Annotated in this window: 16 protein-coding genes; 4 read left to right on the top strand and 12 right to left on the bottom strand. The window is 32.5% G+C overall.

The window, feature by feature from the left end; all coding sequences use genetic code 11:
• Positions 1–230 precede the first annotated feature (230 nt).
• From IRZ99_RS12975 to trmD, 12 genes are all read right to left on the bottom strand, one after another.
• The gene (locus IRZ99_RS12975) at positions 231–761 is read right to left on the bottom strand and encodes a nucleoside monophosphate kinase (protein ID WP_194657668.1); all 531 of its coding nucleotides are present in this window, start codon (positions 759–761) and stop codon (positions 231–233) included.
• Positions 762–1353: 592 nt separating this feature from the next.
• A complete protein-coding gene (locus tag IRZ99_RS12970) occupies positions 1354–1785 on the bottom strand; it encodes a DUF4375 domain-containing protein (RefSeq protein ID WP_194657667.1) in 432 nt (143 codons plus the stop codon).
• Between the two features lie 135 nt (positions 1786–1920).
• Entirely contained in the window at positions 1921–2964 is a 1044-nt protein-coding gene (gene xerA, locus IRZ99_RS12965) for a site-specific tyrosine recombinase/integron integrase (RefSeq protein ID WP_194657666.1), read from the bottom strand.
• 170 nt (positions 2965–3134) lie between these two features.
• A complete protein-coding gene (locus IRZ99_RS12960; protein WP_194657665.1) occupies positions 3135–3797 on the bottom strand; it encodes a thiamine diphosphokinase in 663 nt (220 codons plus the stop codon).
• A 90-nt stretch (positions 3798–3887) separates the two neighbouring features.
• Positions 3888–4328, bottom strand: coding sequence for a DinB family protein (locus IRZ99_RS12955; protein WP_194657664.1), 441 nt, complete (start codon positions 4326–4328; stop codon positions 3888–3890).
• 14 nt (positions 4329–4342) lie between these two features.
• The gene (locus IRZ99_RS12950) at positions 4343–4825 is read right to left on the bottom strand and encodes a GyrI-like domain-containing protein (protein WP_194657663.1); all 483 of its coding nucleotides are present in this window, start codon (positions 4823–4825) and stop codon (positions 4343–4345) included.
• Between the two features lie 10 nt (positions 4826–4835).
• Positions 4836–5657 (bottom strand): DUF4249 domain-containing protein, encoded by an 822-nt coding sequence (locus IRZ99_RS12945; protein WP_194657662.1) that lies wholly within the window; start codon positions 5655–5657, stop codon positions 4836–4838.
• 35 nt (positions 5658–5692) lie between these two features.
• Entirely contained in the window at positions 5693–8074 is a 2382-nt protein-coding gene (locus IRZ99_RS12940) for a TonB-dependent receptor (protein WP_194657661.1), read from the bottom strand.
• 133 nt (positions 8075–8207) lie between these two features.
• Positions 8208–10430 carry an NADP-dependent isocitrate dehydrogenase gene (locus tag IRZ99_RS12935; protein WP_194657660.1) on the bottom strand — a complete coding sequence of 741 codons (2223 nt, stop codon included), beginning with the start codon at positions 10428–10430 and terminating at the stop codon, positions 8208–8210.
• 281 nt (positions 10431–10711) lie between these two features.
• Positions 10712–11062 carry a 50S ribosomal protein L19 gene (gene rplS / locus IRZ99_RS12930; protein WP_194657659.1) on the bottom strand — a complete coding sequence of 117 codons (351 nt, stop codon included), beginning with the start codon at positions 11060–11062 and terminating at the stop codon, positions 10712–10714.
• 162 nt (positions 11063–11224) lie between these two features.
• On the bottom strand, positions 11225–11596 hold the full coding sequence (locus tag IRZ99_RS12925; protein ID WP_194657658.1) for a hypothetical protein: 372 nt from the start codon (positions 11594–11596) through the stop codon (positions 11225–11227).
• Between the two features lie 122 nt (positions 11597–11718).
• Positions 11719–12399: a tRNA (guanosine(37)-N1)-methyltransferase TrmD gene (gene trmD, locus IRZ99_RS12920; protein ID WP_194657657.1), complete on the bottom strand. Its 681-nt coding sequence runs from the start codon at positions 12397–12399 to the stop codon at positions 11719–11721.
• A 233-nt stretch (positions 12400–12632) separates the two neighbouring features.
• Between trmD and IRZ99_RS12915 the strand changes: the two genes are divergently transcribed.
• The 4 genes from IRZ99_RS12915 (at position 12633) to IRZ99_RS12900 (ending at position 15506) form a co-directional block, all read left to right on the top strand.
• Positions 12633–13097: a nuclear transport factor 2 family protein gene (locus IRZ99_RS12915; protein ID WP_194657656.1), complete on the top strand. Its 465-nt coding sequence runs from the start codon at positions 12633–12635 to the stop codon at positions 13095–13097.
• Positions 13098–13416: 319 nt separating this feature from the next.
• Positions 13417–13878 (top strand): IS200/IS605 family transposase, encoded by a 462-nt coding sequence (gene tnpA, locus IRZ99_RS12910; RefSeq protein ID WP_194657655.1) that lies wholly within the window; start codon positions 13417–13419, stop codon positions 13876–13878.
• 342 nt (positions 13879–14220) lie between these two features.
• The gene (locus IRZ99_RS12905; protein ID WP_194657654.1) at positions 14221–15126 is read left to right on the top strand and encodes a Zn-dependent protease; all 906 of its coding nucleotides are present in this window, start codon (positions 14221–14223) and stop codon (positions 15124–15126) included.
• Positions 15127–15155: 29 nt separating this feature from the next.
• Entirely contained in the window at positions 15156–15506 is a 351-nt protein-coding gene (locus IRZ99_RS12900; protein ID WP_194657653.1) for a cupin domain-containing protein, read from the top strand.
• Positions 15507–15621 lie beyond the last annotated feature (115 nt).

The following is a 15621-nucleotide window of genomic DNA, read 5'->3' as shown; positions in this document are numbered from 1 at the left end:
GCGCAACTTAACAAAGGAATTAATAAAAATAGTATTTTAAATATTTTCAAAATTGTAAGTTTTTTTTGTTTTCTGGGTTTGTATGTCAGCTAACGTTCTGGCGCTTGGCGAGGTTGGGGAATAAAATTGCGAGATTTTTCGGTTAAACACAAATTTTCCAAATACAAAACCAACTTTCCATTAAGCCTAAAAACCCCAATCTTGCCAAACGTCTGTTAGCGGTCGTACATTTATATTTTAATTTCACTTTCAAAAAAGTCTTTAATGATAATTTCGTATTTATTTTTGCTGTATTCAATTATTTCTTCTCTCATTATCTGATAATCTATGATATGTTTTTTTAGTATGTCGGATTGATTATAAATTTTCCCGTATTTCAGTTTTGCTAATTCCGTCAATTCATCAATTCTATTTACTTTCAAATATATAATCTCTGTCAAATTATAATTTTTTAATTTAAGACACTTTTCAAATTCTTTAAATTGGTCTATATTACCAATCATTGAAGTGAAAACATTAACCTGTCCTTCAATAATTTGAGCAGTCCAAAAGGGATACCAATATTCAATAGGAATTAATTTTCCTTCATTCATAAAATTATTAATTTCATTTGCAATGGCACTTTCTCCCTTTAGAAATTCCTCTCTAATTCTGTCGCCTGTTATGATATTTAGGTGTTTATCAGAAATAATAGTTTGTTCAATAGATTTGAATACAATCTCAGAAATGTTAAAACGGAAAATTACTTTAATCTCTGTCATGCTTTCGTGGTGGTGTTGTATGACCGCTAACGTTCTCGCGCCTCTAGCTGTTTGCAACTTATGGAAACGAGTCTTTTCGGCTAAACGAAAATAGGAATTAAAAACGATAATTCCACTAAACTTGCAAATAGCTAGAGACGTGTGTTGTGCGAGGTTGCGACACGCAAAGTGAGCAAGTTCTGAAAATCGCCAACAGTTCGGTTATGCAGTTTCAATATTATTTTCTGCTTTTAGATTTCGATTTTCCAGGTTCCGATTTTCCGATTTTAGTTTGTCAAAATCCAGCTTTCAAGTTTCTGCTTTTCAGATTTTAAATTTTCAAGTTTCGGTTTATCGAAATCCAATTTTCAAGTTTCTGCTTTTTAGATTCCAATTTTCCTCCTTCCAATTAGTTTTCGGCTTTTTGATTTCCAATTTGGGAGCAATCACGCACAACGTTCTGGCGCTTGGCGAGGTTGGGGAATAAAGATGCGGGATTTTTCGGTTAAACACAAATTTTCCAAATACAAAACCAACTTTAAATTCAACCTAAAACCCCAATCTCGCCAAACGGCTGTTAGCTGTAGTGGCTTTTGTGCGTTCAGTTCTGTATTCACTTTATTATTTCGTCTACATGCGCTTTAACATACTTAATTCTTAATTCACCGTAATGATTCAATTCATAAAACCTGTCATCGAGAATATCAAAATGAGGATTTCGGTCATGTGCATAAAGCTCTTTGTCCCTTAAGTAAATTTCTTTTGATTTAATCGCAAGTTCAAGAAATTCGGTTGCTCCAAATTCACGTAATCCATCAATTGCGTCGTCAATATATTCATCTTCGTTATTCAAGTAAAATTGGTCAAAACCGCCATTGAAAACTTCATTATCAAGAATGTTAGTAGATACAACTCGCTTCTGCATTTGATTAAGAATCTTTTCGTCAAATTTGATTGTCAACAAATAGTCTGCTACTTCAAAGTCAAAATCGTCGCCAGATAGAGTTTTAAGTTTTTCCTTTAGTTGTAATAAATTAATCTTCATATGTTGGTTTTTCTGCGGTGCCATTACAGCTAACTTATTTATATGTGTGACATAATCACACAAAGCCACCAAAATTCAGTTAGATATGTGTGATAATTATTACATATTATTTATTTCAAATATATACATTTTTAGTTATAAATTATCGAAAGGACTTTTAATTTGTTGAATGTTTTTGGTGCTTACATGAGTATATATTTCGGTCGTTTTACTACTGGTGTGTCCTAGTAATTCTTGAATATAACGCAAATCAGTACCGGTTTCCAGTAAATGGGTAGCATAGCTGTGACGCAGCCAATGAAGGGTGACTTGCTTCTTAATACCTGCTTTTTTAAGAGCTTGTTTTAAAACGTTTTGCAAGCTATATTCAGAATATTGTTCTCCTAAATTCTGTCCTTCAAAGAGCCAGGTTTTTGGCCTGCAAATAGTATAATAATCCCGAAGCATTTCTAATATTTTAAGAGACAAAGGCGCAATTCGGTCTTTTTTGCCCTTACCTTGTTTAATAATGACAATTCCTCTTTTAGAGTCAATATCGGCAGGTTTTAAATTTAGAAGCTCGCTTCGACGCAACCCACAACTGTAAATCAACGAAAGCATTGTTTTGTGCTTGATGTTAGAATGTGCGTTCAAAATCAATTTTATTTCTTCTTTACTCAAAACATTAGGCAAAATTTTTGACCGTTTGGGGCGATGAATTTTGTCAATTTCAATTTTGGTTGCTCGTATAGTAGTAAAAAATAATTTTATGGCATTGACAATTTGATTTTGATAAGAAGAAGAAAGATTGTTTTTAAGGATATATTCATTGTTGTAAATAACTACATCTTCATTGGTAATTTCGACAATCTTTTTTTCTCTATAGAATACCAAAAAAGATTTTAAAGCTTCAGAATACGTTTTGATAGTGTTTGGGCTGTATCTCCTAGAAGAAAGCCATTCGATATATCTTCTTATCTGCTCAATACCTTCTTCTGACGGAAAAGAATAAGAAAGGGGAGCCAAATGAAATCGCGCCCTATTTTCAATTGTGTCAGGGAGATGCCAAACTCCTAAAGATTGACTCCACCGAGAGCCTTCCAGTTTTTTTATTCGAACTATTAATTCGGCATTTTTTTCAAAATATACTGCAATTCTTTTTTCTTTTTTATAAGTAATAATTTTGGCTTCCCATCTCATAGCGATACAATTTAATTGCTAAAAATAAGAAAAAAGCCACATATTTTAAATAAAAACAACTATGTCAGCCATTTTGTCTTATTGGAATTAAATTATCAAAAGTATATTGGATTGTCATATTTCCAAAAAAAGACTTCTCTTCAGGCAATTAGAATGCTCATTAAAACAAGTTAATCAAAACATTCCATCAGCAAAAGATCACCTTCACGATGTACTATTGTTACAATCCCATCTTGTTCAACAGCGTTGCTGCTTCCGGTTCTGTACCCCATTGTGAGTGTATCGTTTTGCAGTTCGTATTTTAAGTTATTGGAATAAATTCCATTTACAACGCCAATTGGAATTAAGGAAATTGGTGTTTTTGCAGTGTACCATTTTTCGAATTTTGTTGGTAATAGAAATATTTTGGAGTGATCGTCCAGAATTACAATTTTAAGTAAATCACGATAACGCACAATATTGGTAAGATTGGTAATAGTATGATCGGCGCGTCTTCCTGTGGCCCAAACTACGTTGACGGCAGGGATTTTTCGGTCTATTAAATAATCGAAAGCTTTTTCTAAATCCGTTTTGTCCTGGTCCGGTGTGTGTACAATTTCGATTGGATATTGCGAAGTTTTATAGATTTCGGGGTCAAAGCCACGATCAAAATCGCCCAATAGAACATCGACTTTTATACCTAATTCAATAACGCGTTCGATAGCCGAATCTAAAACAACAACCAGCGGAGACCATTCCAGCAATTGTCCCAATAATTCAGGATTGCAGGCGGCTCCATTGGCAATGATTAAAGCAGGTTCCTGATCGTCGCGAACTATATGATGTGATGACATGCTGTTTTTTTTTGTGATGCAAATGTACGAAGTAAAGATTTAAGATTTTATACTTCAGATTTTGGATTTTGAAGAATCTAAAATCCAAAATTAAATAAGACGTCTGTGATAATTGATTTGACCTAAATGATAGGCTAAATGTGTCGAAAGATGAACTAAAAAGAATTCGGTTGTCATTTCTTTTTCAAAAACGATTTGGGGGTAAATAGCTTGTAAGTCAGATTCAGTCAAAGAATCAAGTGTATTATTTACTACTAAAATTGTCTCGTCAATTTTGCTGATTAATTCTGATCTTGGAATATCTTTTAAAGAAAATTCTAATGGACGATTTCGAACATAACCTGTTTTTCCTAATTCGGTTCCTATATAAGTATTAATATTTCCAATGAGATGTAAACAAAGATTTCCGGCCGAATTAGAGATGTTTTTGTCAATTACCCAAATTTGACTTTCATTTTGATAAGATTCTATTTCGACCTTTAGCTTGTTCAGATCCCGATTAAAAAGTAATTTTAGAGTTTCGGTTAGCATGATGTTTTTTGTTTTTAAGGCCTGTTTTTTATAGGAATCCAAATTTCTTCTTCAGAATCAGGATCGTCTTTTTTATATCTTTCATCCATTACAGCAAAATGCGGTCTGTCATCTACTGTATATTCAGAATTGGGAAGCCATTCTGCAAAAATACAGTGATATGTTTGATGCGCTTCAGTAGCAGGCCCTCTATGTATAAAAACAGCATATACTCCGGTTGGAATTATTAAAGTTTCCATTTCAGATGGAATTGTATCTAAGCTTTTGACTTCAACTGCTGCCCATTTTTGGAATGTTCTATTAGCATCAAAATTATCGAAATAATCTTGTGGGAAAATTTCAAGCGAATATAAATTAGAATCGACCGTATTTTTTATTTCCTTTCGTGTTGGCATAAAACTGTTCCATAATTGAAAGGTTTTATTTTCCATAAACGACATAATGATATGTTTGCCGATTAATTTTTTTTCGGTTAAGATTTTAATTTGGGCCTCCATTTTCGCTGGTTTATTTGATAGTGTATTTTGCTAAATCGGTTTCGCAAAGTGAGAAATAGCCTAAAGGATAATTCTCTTTTTGAGTTACATTGACGATATTGCCTTTTACAGTTGCGGGAGGAGATTGAAAGGGACCTCCAACATTACTACCTGCAATGCTTACCAAAATATTCATATAATTATAATACTGCTTTGAAATTCCGTAATGCGTTATTTCGATTTCATTTCCAACTTTTAATTCGTCATCATCTGAAAGACTAAAAAATTCATTACCATTAAAAAACTTATCCTCGTCTGCATAATAGCTTGATTTGACTTTATTAGAGTACACATATTTGTATAAGTAAAAATTATCTGCATCAGCCGGATCATTATAAAATGCCTTTATTTCGATATCTTTTCCTGTAAAACCACCTTCGTTATTTTGCTCTATTCGGGTAATAGGCGCTACCGATTTTAAAGTTTCATTTGCGATGTATCTATTTCCCCTACTGATTACGGTCAATTTGTATTGTTCGTCGATTACAGGTGTGAAATTACTACATACATATTGGCCAGTTTTTTTAATTTCAATAAAATTAAATTTTTCGTTATGACTGTTTTCGATATAAATAGTTGCACCGGAAACAGTTGGAATTACGTTTTCAAAATAACCAGTTGTCGTAGTTAATTTTATTGTCTGCTCATTTCCTGTTGTTCCTTTTTGCCAGTTTATTGCAGCTTCGATTACTAGTTTTGGTGGTGCAGTGTCCAGATCAACATCAACTACTTCTTCACAACTTGTGAAGAAAATTGATATAAAAAATACGATTAGTAAAGTTACTTTTTTCATGCTATATTTTTTTACTTCTTAGGCAGAAATGATTTTTAAAATTTAAAATTATAACTCACAGCAGGTACAATTCCAAATATGGATGTTTTTACCGCTTCGTTTTGACCAGTGTCTACATTCTGACGAAAATTAATAGAAGCTGCATTTTTGCGATTGTATAAGTTGTAGATACTAAAAACCCATTCGCCTTTCCAGTTTCTGTCTTTGTTTTTTCTTGGTATTAGGGTCGCCGAAACATCTAAATGATGATAAGCAGGAAGACGATTCTCGTTTCTTAAACCGTAACTTGGGACAGTTATTCCTAAATATTCATATTGTCCGTTTGGGTAAGTTACCGGTTGTCCGGACTGTAAAGCAAAGTTAGCACCAAAAGACCATTTTTCGTTAAGATTATAAGCAGAAGTTATAGCTAAATTATGTGTTTTGTCGTACGCAGAACTATACCATTGCCCGTTATTAATTCCTATTTCTTCAGGAGTTCTTCCCGGTGTTTGTTGTTCTGATTTGGATAGAGTGTAGGAAATCCAACCATTGAATCGACCTTCATTTTTTTTGAACATCAATTCTAAGCCATATGCCCGCATTTGTCCATTTAGAATTACTTGTTCGATCGCATTGTTTGCAATCAGATCGGCGCCATCAATATAATCAAGACGATTTTGAATTTCTTTATAATACGTTTCGACTTCTAAAGAATAAGCACCGTTTTTAATATTTCTAAAATAACCCAAAGCAACCTGATCCGCAATTTGTGGTTTAATATAAGTATCACTAGGCATCCAGACATCAAGAGGAGTAGGAGATGAGGTATTTGAAATTAACTGAAGATATTGTGCCATTCGGTTATAACTCGCTTTAATAGCCTGATCATCGTTTAATTGATAAGAAGCTGAAAAACGGGGTTCAAAATTATTATAGCTTTTGATAACCTTATTTTTTCCGTAATATTTAGTGTCTATTGGAGTTCCTTTTTCGTAAATCTGTAAATCAGAGTTGAAGACAACTGCATTGTTATTTTCGTATAAATTAACTGTTGATTCTCCCAAACGATAAAATAAGCTATAGCGTAATCCGTAGGCAATAGTAATTTTTTTTGAAAGCTGATTTTCAGCATCAATATAAAAAGAAGGCTCAAAAGCATATTTTTTGTCTAATTGATCGGGGTTAATTCCAGATTCCGGATCACTAGGTTTAATTGTTCCGGGATTAAATTCGTAATAGATTCCGTTTAAGCCATAATTCAGTTTGAATTTATCCGAAATATAATGTTTGAAATCGTATTTGATATTATAATTTCTGATGCCTGAATCCCATTTGAAACCCACAAAATCCAAATCTAATCCATAGTAATAATCACTGTAAATCAAGGAAAGGTTTGAAAATAATTTTTCAGAAAATAAATGATTCCAACGAAGATTTAAAGTTGAGTTTCCATAGATATTGGTAAAGCTTTTGTTTAAGCTGAAAACATCGCGCCCAAAATATCCTGATAAATACAAATTGTTATTATCGTTTAGTTTGTAGCTCAGTTTAGTATTTAAATCATAAAAGTAAGCTGAATTATCTTTCTGGTCTTCTGATAGTTTAAGGAATAAATGTGCATAAGAAGCTCTTCCCCCAATTAAAAACGAGCCACGATCTTTTACGATAGGACCTTCGGCTAGAATTCGACTTGAAATTAAGCCTATTCCTCCATTTACATGGAAATCTTTGCTGCTGCCATCTTTTTGATAAATATCCAGAACAGAAGAAGCTCTTCCGCCGTAACGTGCCGGAATTCCTCCTTTATATAGTTTTAAATCCTTAATAGCATCCGGATTAAAAACAGAGAAGAAACCAAAAACATGTGAAGAATTAAATATTGTAGCTTCGTCTAATAAAATTAAATTCTGATCAGCGCCACCACCACGAACGTTGAATCCGGAAGCACCTTCACCCGCATTAGTTACACCTGGAAGTAATAAAATTGATTTTAAAACATCGACTTCTCCCAAAACAACCGGCATTTTTTTGATAGTGGTGATTGAGAGTTTGTTCGCACTCATTTCTGGCGACTTGATATTGATTTTTCCTTTATTATCTTTAATAATAACTTCCTGAAGTTCTTCGCCGCCTTCATTCAGTCCGAAATTCATTTTGGTATTCTGATTTAAGTTAACAGTTTTCTCAACCGTTTGGAATCCAATATAGGTAATCTCTATTTGATGTTCACCAGCGGGAGCGGTAAGCGAATAAAAACCGTATTCATTAGTGGTAGTTCCTATCTTTAATGAAGGGATATAAATATTGACACCAATTAAGGTTTCGTTATTTTTAAAGTCAGTAATAGTACCACTTAAAGTGAATTTTTCCTGCGAAAATGAAGTAAAAGCCGTTAAAATTATAATTATAAAAATACTGATTTTTTTTGTAATCATCTTCGTAATTTTGATTTACATAGTTAGGAATTCTTACTAAATATTAGCGGGTTACAATTGTTAAACATTAGTTAAGATAAAAAAAAGACAACCTAATGGTTGTCTTTTAAATATAATTATAACAATATGTTACTTATTTTATTTTAGCAATAATTGCATTGAATGTTTCGCTAGGACGCATCGCTTTACTTACTAAAGCCGGAGTTGGCTGGTAGTAACCACCAAGTGTTTGAGGCTTTCCTTGCGCACCAATTAATTCTGCATCGATTTTAGCTTCGTTAGCTTCAAATTCAGCAGCAATAGGGATGAAGATTGCTTTCAATTCTGCGTCCTTATTTTGAGCAGCCAAAGCCTGAGCCCAATAAAATGCAAGGTAGAAATGAGATCCACGGTTGTCAATCTGACCAACTTTACGAGCTGGAGATTTATCATTTGCTAAGAATTTATCATTAGCTTCATCAAGTGTTTCAGCTAAGATCATAGCTTTAGAATTGTCTAAAGTTTGGCCTAAATGCTCTAATGAAGCACCAAGGGCTAAAAACTCTCCTAATGAATCCCAACGTAAATAACCTTCTTCAGTAAATTGCTCAACGTGTTTAGGAGCAGAACCTCCAGCACCAGTTTCGAACAATCCACCACCATTCATTAATGGAACGATAGATAACATTTTAGCTGAAGTACCTAATTCTAAAATTGGGAATAAGTCAGTTAAATAATCACGTAAAACGTTTCCAGTTACAGAGATAGTGTCTAAACCTTTGATGATTCTGTCTAAAGTAAATTCAGTTGCAGCAATCGGATTTAAGATACGGATATCTAAGTTAACTGTATTGTGATCTTTTAAATATTTTTGAACTTTTGCAATTAATTCTCTGTCGTGTGCTCTGTTTTCGTCTAACCAGAAAACAGCAGGAGTATCAGATAAACGAGCTCTGTTTACAGCCAATTTAACCCAGTCCTGAATAGGAGCGTCTTTTGCCTGACACATTCTGAAAATGTCATTTGTTTCAACGTTTTGTTCCATTAAAACATTTCCGTTTGTATCAACAACACGAACAACTCCGTCTCCTTTCATTTGGAAAGTTTTGTCGTGAGATCCGTATTCTTCCGCTTTTTGAGCCATTAAACCTACGTTAGGAACACTTCCCATTGTTTTAGGATCAAAAGCACCGTGTTTTTTACAGAAATCAATTGTAGCAGTATAAAGTCCAGCGTAAGAACGATCTGGAATGATAGCGATAGTGTCTTGTTGTTTTCCTTCTTTATTGTACATCTGTCCAGAAGTACGGATCATTGCCGGCATAGAAGCATCAACAATTACATCAGAAGGAACGTGTAAGTTTGTAATTCCTTTATCAGAATTAACCATTGCCAAAGCTGGTCCGTTTTCGATCGCTTTAGTAATGTCAGTTTCAACTTCAGCTTGCTCAGGTCTTCCTGCAATTTTTGCATAGATATCGCCTAAACCATTTCTGGTATCAATGTTTAATTCATTGAATAAAGCTTCGTATTTTTTGAAAAGATCAGCAAAATAAACTTCAACGATAGCGCCAAAGATAATTGGATCTGAAACTTTCATCATTGTTGCTTTTAAGTGAACAGAAAGTAATAAACCTTCTTTTTTAGCATCAGCAATTGCTTCAGCAGCAAAAGATTTCAATTTGTTCACACTTAAAACAGAACTGTCGATTATTTCTCCTGCTTTTAAAGGAGTACTTGCTTTAAGAACGGTAGTTGTACCATCTTTAGCAACGAATTCAATTTTTACATCATTAGCTTCAGCAACAGTAAGTGATTTTTCACTTCCGTAGAAATCACCATTTGGCATTGAAGCTACCTTAGTTTTTGAGTCAGCAGACCAGGCACCCATAGAGTGTGGATTTGCTTTTGCAAAGTTTTTAACGGCTCTTGGTGCTCTACGGTCAGAGTTTCCTTCGCGTAAAACAGGGTTTACAGCAGAACCTAAAACTTTAGAATATTTTGCTTTAATTTCCTTTTCTGCATCATTTTGAGGCTCTTCGGGAAAATCAGGAATTTTGTAACCGTGAGACTGTAATTCTGCAATAGCCGCTTTTAATTGCGGTACTGATGCAGATACGTTTGGTAATTTGATGATGTTAGCTTCAGGTTGTGTTGCTAATTGACCAAGTTCAGCTAATGCATCTCCCGTTTTTTGAGCATCTGTTAAAACCTCAGGAAAATTAGATAAAATTCTACCTGCTAACGAAATGTCTCTGGTTTCAATAGCAATCCCAGCCGTAGCAGTAAATGCCTGAACAATTGGTAACAAAGAATAAGTCGCTAATAGAGGCGCCTCATCAGTTAAGGTGTAAAAAATTTTTGAATTCTGTGTCATTTTTTTTTTTTTTTTATAATCGTATCGTCAAAGGATGGCGATGGAAAAGGTATAGTCGGCTCAAAATGAGCGGAGCAAATATAATAAAATCAGTCCGAAAACGGTGTAGTTTTAGAGAGAAATACAGGATTTATCAGATTGTTATTTTGTAATCTTTAAATTGTCAAATCGATGATTTTGATATTAAAATTTTACGGTTTTGATATTTTAAAAATTTGGCATAAAAAAAAACTCGTTTCAAATGATATGAAACGAGTTTTTTATAACAAAGAGATAAATGATTATCTTCTTTTATCTTTAATCTTAGCTTTTTTACCAGTAAGTTCTCTGAAGTAGAAAATTCTAGCTCTACGTACAGCACCTTTCTTGTTGATTTCAATTTTTTGTAAAGCTGGCAAGTTTACTGGGAAGATACGCTCAACTCCAACTGCTCCTGACATTTTACGAATAGTAAAAGTTTCTGTGTTACCAGAACCTCTTCTTTGAATAACAACTCCTTTAAAAAACTGAGTTCTTGTTTTTTCACCCTCTTTAATTTCGTAGAAAACTGTGATAGTATCTCCAGCTCCAAAAACAGGGAAATCTTTTTTAGCAACTAATTCGTTTTGAACGAATTTCATTAAATCTGCCATGATATCTTATAATTATGGTTTTATAATAGAGCAACATTCACGGATCTCGCCAGAGGTTAGTCTAATTCGGGTGCAAATGTAGAAAATAATTATGAATTATAAATTGTAAATTGTAAATTATTTTTTTAAAGTTTGAAATCACTGTAATTTTCTAGTTTTTAATTACATAACTAGTTTTGCGAGCTTTATTTTTCGTTGAATTTGCTTGATATTCTTGTCTGTCTTTTTCTTCACATCAGTGTATTTGTCTATCCCTAAAGAAGATTTCAAATCTTTATCTCTTTTATTAAATAAACCGTCAATTTTGCTGTCGCGGTCATTTTTTGGTAGTGATTTTTTATCCAGATTAAGCACACCGGTTACCAGATTATTGTTGGCTTTTTCGTAGCTGCTTTTTTGTTTAGCATCTAGCGAAACACCTTCAGTTTTGTTTAATTCAGAAACCAAAGATTTTTTACTTAAACCTTGTCCGGCAGCTGCTGTAGAAATTAAAAAGGCAAGACAGAAACTTAATTTTACTATTACTTCTTTCATGAGTTTATTTTTTAAAATTAATATATAAATAAATGAATTTCAATAGTTTAAATATAATAAAAAAAAGATAAATCGAAAAGGGGTAAGTTATTTAGTAGATTTTATACCAGCCTAAAAAAAAATTAATGCCCTTCAAGCAAATCAGGGCGTCTGTTTTTAGTATGCTCGTAGGCCATATCTTCGCGCCATTTGTCGATTTTTGCAAAATGCCCGCTTGTCAAAACTTCTGGTACTTTCCATCCTTTGTAATCAGCAGGTCTTGTATAGATTGGTCCTGAAAGCAAATTGTCCTGAAAACTATCTGTCAAAGCCGAAGTTTCATCACTTAAAACACCCGGAATCAATCGGATCAAAGCATCTGATAAAACCAAAGCACCTAATTCTCCTCCAGATAGAACATAATCTCCAATCGAAATTTCTTTGGTAATAAAATGATCACGAACACGCTGGTCTACACCTTTATAATGTCCGCATAAAATTATAATATTTTCATACATAGACATGGTGTTGGCCATTTTTTGATTTAACGTTTCTCCATCAGGTGACATATATATGATTTCATCATATTCGCGTTGACTTTTCAAATGCGTAATGCAGTCGTCAATTGGTTGCACGGTCATTACCATTCCGGCACCACCTCCAAACGGGTAATCATCGACACTTTTTTGTTTATTGGTAGTGTAATCACGTAAATTATGAAAATGTACTTCGACTAAACCTTTGTCTATTGCACGTTTCATAATCGAAGCCTCAAAAGGACTTCTTAATAATTCTGGTAAAATTGTTATAATGTCAATTCGCATTGTTTTTCTTCAAAAGTTCAAGGTTGCAAAGATACAAAGTAAATAATTGAGAATTTGAAAAAAACAAATGTCAAATGTTTGACCCAATTATTTGTATAAATAGCATGTTATTTAAAATAATATTTTTGCCATTGCAAAGATTTAATTTCAATTTCTTATAGAAATTTCTTTCAGTTTTTACTATATTTAAACTCTTTAATTGTTGATTTGTAGTAATTTAAAAGTAAAGACTAATGAGAAAAGTAAGCGCACTAATAGTTATGGCTTTCATAATTATTTCCTGTAACAATCAAAAGGAGCCAAAAAACCTTGATACTTCAAAAAACGAAAAAATAGTAAAACAATATTTTGAGTATTTCAATAGTCATAATTGGAAAAAAATGGCTGAAATGTATACGGAAACAGCTGATTTTAAAGATCCTTCTTTAGGAAAAGGAATCGTAAAACAAACTCGTAAACAAACAGAAGATAAATATGCCGAGTTAAATGAAATTTTCCCTGATTTGCACGATAAAATTATTCAAATTTATCCTTCCGGAGAAAATCATATCATTGTAGAATTTATTTCAACCGGAACAGCACCAGATAATTCAAAATTAGAATTGCCTATTTGTACTGTTTTTACAATTGAAAATGGATTGATTACCAAAGATTTTACTTATTTCGACAACTTTCAGGCAGATACTACGAAGAAATAAATAATGATGTTATGTATTATATGTCGTCCCTACGGGACATTGTGGGCGAGGCGTCTTTTTTTTTCTAACAACATATAATTCCTAACGGAATATTCTCTTTTAAATTTGTTATTTCTCAATATAGAGAAAGAGCACTTATTAAAATATATAAAAATAAGTTTATTCTTATAAAAATAACAATATCTTTGTTTGTGAAAATCAACTATTAAAAATATCAAAAATGATAATTTGGATGTTTTTACAATGTTCCGCTATGAACAAAATGTTGATAGAAAAAAGAATATTTTTACACGAAATTGTCCCGTAGGGACTACATATTATGGCAAATACATACACTCAAATACATATTCATTTTGTTTTTGCAGTAAAATTTAGACAGGCAATCATAGACAAGGAATGGAGAGAAGAACTCTACAAATATATTGCAGGAATTATTAAAAATAACAATCATAAACTTTTAGCCATAAATGGTGTTTCGGACCATGTCCATATTTTAATTGGAATTAGACCAGCACAATCAATTTCTGATTTGATGAAAAATATCAAACAAGATTCTTCAAAGTGGATTAATATGAGTAAGTTTTCTAAAAGTCATTTTGAATGGCAAGAAGGATATGGAGCATTTTCATATAGTAAATCACAATTAAATGCAGTAGTTAATTATATTCAAAGTCAGGAATTGCATCATAAGAAGAAAACTTTTAAAGAAGAGTATATTGATTTTCTTGAAAAATTTGAAGTTGATTATGATGAAAAGTTTATTTTTAAGGAATTAGTTTAAAAGTTATTTAACAAAAAAAGATAATGCCGAAACTAATAAGAATTTTCGTCACAGATTGGCAGCGCAAGAAAATCAATTTTTTATTGAAATGTAATAGCATTTCAATAAAAAGAGTAGATTTACTTTCGGATTTTTTAAGATAAAAAATGATCACAAGACGAAACTTTATTATAAATACGAGTCTGACTGCAACAGCAGTTTTAGCTTAGCTATCATTTGCCTTTACCATGGATAAAAAAGAAATAGGTTTACAGTTATATACTTTGTGTTATGAACTTCCAGAAGATGTAAAGTCAACTTTAGAGAAAGTTGCAAAAGCAGGATAAAAAAATAATCTAATTTATGAAGAAACTTCTTTTGCTGTTTTTGGTGGTTCTTTGTTCGTGTCAATCAGATAAAAAAGAAAATTCAAGTCCAAAGGCACAACCAAATCCGGAAGAAAATTTACCACCGCAACCTTATTTTACAGACATTCAAATTAATGATGTTAAACTTGAGGAGCCTACTTTTGGTGAATGGCTGGATACTCATATAGAAAAAGGACAGAGTTTTAAGCAGTTCATAAAAACACCACATATTGTTCCATCTAAAGAAGAAAATATTATCTATTTAAAACCTATTGGAAAATTTAATTCGGTGCAATTAAAACAAATTGAATTAGTACGTCAGTATTTGCAGATTTTCTTTCAATTAGAAACAAAGGTTTTAGAAAATGTTTCAAACGATATTATTCCTAATAACGCCAGACGAATTGGCGATGTAGGACAAGAACAATTTTTGGCAGGTTATATTTTAACCGATGTTCTGAAAGAAGAAGAAACGCATAATGGAATTGCTTTAATGGCAATAACAGAAAAGGATTTATATCCCAAACCCGAATGGAATTATGTTTTTGGATTGGCCTCCTACAGAGATAAAATTGCAGTAAGTTCTATTTATAGAATGCAACAAGAAGCTGATTTTAATTTATGTTTAGATCGATTGTTGAAAATTTGTTCACATGAAATCGGACATATGTTTGGGCTACATCATTGTATTAATGCTAATTGCGTGATGAATGGCACCAATAGCATGCCGGAAACAGACAGACACTTTATCAGATTGTGTTCTCTCTGTCAAAGAAAGTTAAATTCAGGATTTAAATACGATAATAAAAAACGATTAGTAGAATTAGAAAAGTTTTTTAAGGAAAACAATTTAGCTGAAGGAATAGAGTTAATGAAGAAAGACCTAAAAAGGATTCAATAAAATAAATAAGGTAATTAAATAGAGTTAATATGCAAAGTTTCGGAACAAGTAAAGAATTTATAAAAGGAGATGATATAGAGTGGGAAGTTGTTGGTGAAGGAATCAAACGTAAAATCCTGGCCTACGATGATCGCGTTATGCTGGTTAATGTTCATTTTGAAAAAGGTGGAATTGGTACTTTACACGAACATTACCACACGCAGGTAACTTATGTTTCAAGTGGTAAATTTGATGTAACGATTTCCGGAGTTACGCAGACATTAAAAGAAGGCGATAGCTTCTATATTCCGCCTCACGCAATTCATGGTGTAGTTTGTTTAGAAGAAGGAATGTTAACCGATGTATTTAGTCCGATTCGTGAAGATTTTATGAAAAAATAAAAGTTTAAAAGGCCATATAATTTCTAAAATACCAGTCTGATTTGATCTTAACCTTGAAAAATTTATACTTTTTTTAAAGTTTTGATTACAATTAGATTGGTATTTTTGCAAAATG

The sequence above is a fragment of the Flavobacterium sp. LC2016-12 genome (assembly GCF_015351595.1).
Lineage (GTDB): Bacteria > Bacteroidota > Bacteroidia > Flavobacteriales > Flavobacteriaceae > Flavobacterium.
This window is presented reverse-complemented; position numbering and strand designations above follow the sequence as displayed.

Coding starts and splice junctions, on each gene's coding strand:
- IRZ99_RS12975 (WP_194657668.1), bottom strand. CDS start 761: ATGACAGAGATTAAAGTAATTTTCCGTTTTAACATTTCTGAGATTGTA.
- IRZ99_RS12970 (WP_194657667.1), bottom strand. CDS start 1,785: ATGAAGATTAATTTATTACAACTAAAGGAAAAACTTAAAACTCTATCT.
- xerA (WP_194657666.1), bottom strand. CDS start 2,964: ATGAGATGGGAAGCCAAAATTATTACTTATAAAAAAGAAAAAAGAATT.
- IRZ99_RS12960 (WP_194657665.1), bottom strand. CDS start 3,797: ATGTCATCACATCATATAGTTCGCGACGATCAGGAACCTGCTTTAATC.
- IRZ99_RS12955 (WP_194657664.1), bottom strand. CDS start 4,328: ATGCTAACCGAAACTCTAAAATTACTTTTTAATCGGGATCTGAACAAG.
- IRZ99_RS12950 (WP_194657663.1), bottom strand. CDS start 4,825: ATGGAGGCCCAAATTAAAATCTTAACCGAAAAAAAATTAATCGGCAAA.
- IRZ99_RS12945 (WP_194657662.1), bottom strand. CDS start 5,657: ATGAAAAAAGTAACTTTACTAATCGTATTTTTTATATCAATTTTCTTC.
- IRZ99_RS12940 (WP_194657661.1), bottom strand. CDS start 8,074: ATGATTACAAAAAAAATCAGTATTTTTATAATTATAATTTTAACGGCT.
- IRZ99_RS12935 (WP_194657660.1), bottom strand. CDS start 10,430: ATGACACAGAATTCAAAAATTTTTTACACCTTAACTGATGAGGCGCCT.
- rplS (WP_194657659.1), bottom strand. CDS start 11,062: ATGGCAGATTTAATGAAATTCGTTCAAAACGAATTAGTTGCTAAAAAA.
- IRZ99_RS12925 (WP_194657658.1), bottom strand. CDS start 11,596: ATGAAAGAAGTAATAGTAAAATTAAGTTTCTGTCTTGCCTTTTTAATT.
- trmD (WP_194657657.1), bottom strand. CDS start 12,399: ATGCGAATTGACATTATAACAATTTTACCAGAATTATTAAGAAGTCCT.
- IRZ99_RS12915 (WP_194657656.1), top strand. CDS start 12,633: ATGAGAAAAGTAAGCGCACTAATAGTTATGGCTTTCATAATTATTTCC.
- tnpA (WP_194657655.1), top strand. CDS start 13,417: ATGGCAAATACATACACTCAAATACATATTCATTTTGTTTTTGCAGTA.
- IRZ99_RS12905 (WP_194657654.1), top strand. CDS start 14,221: ATGAAGAAACTTCTTTTGCTGTTTTTGGTGGTTCTTTGTTCGTGTCAA.
- IRZ99_RS12900 (WP_194657653.1), top strand. CDS start 15,156: ATGCAAAGTTTCGGAACAAGTAAAGAATTTATAAAAGGAGATGATATA.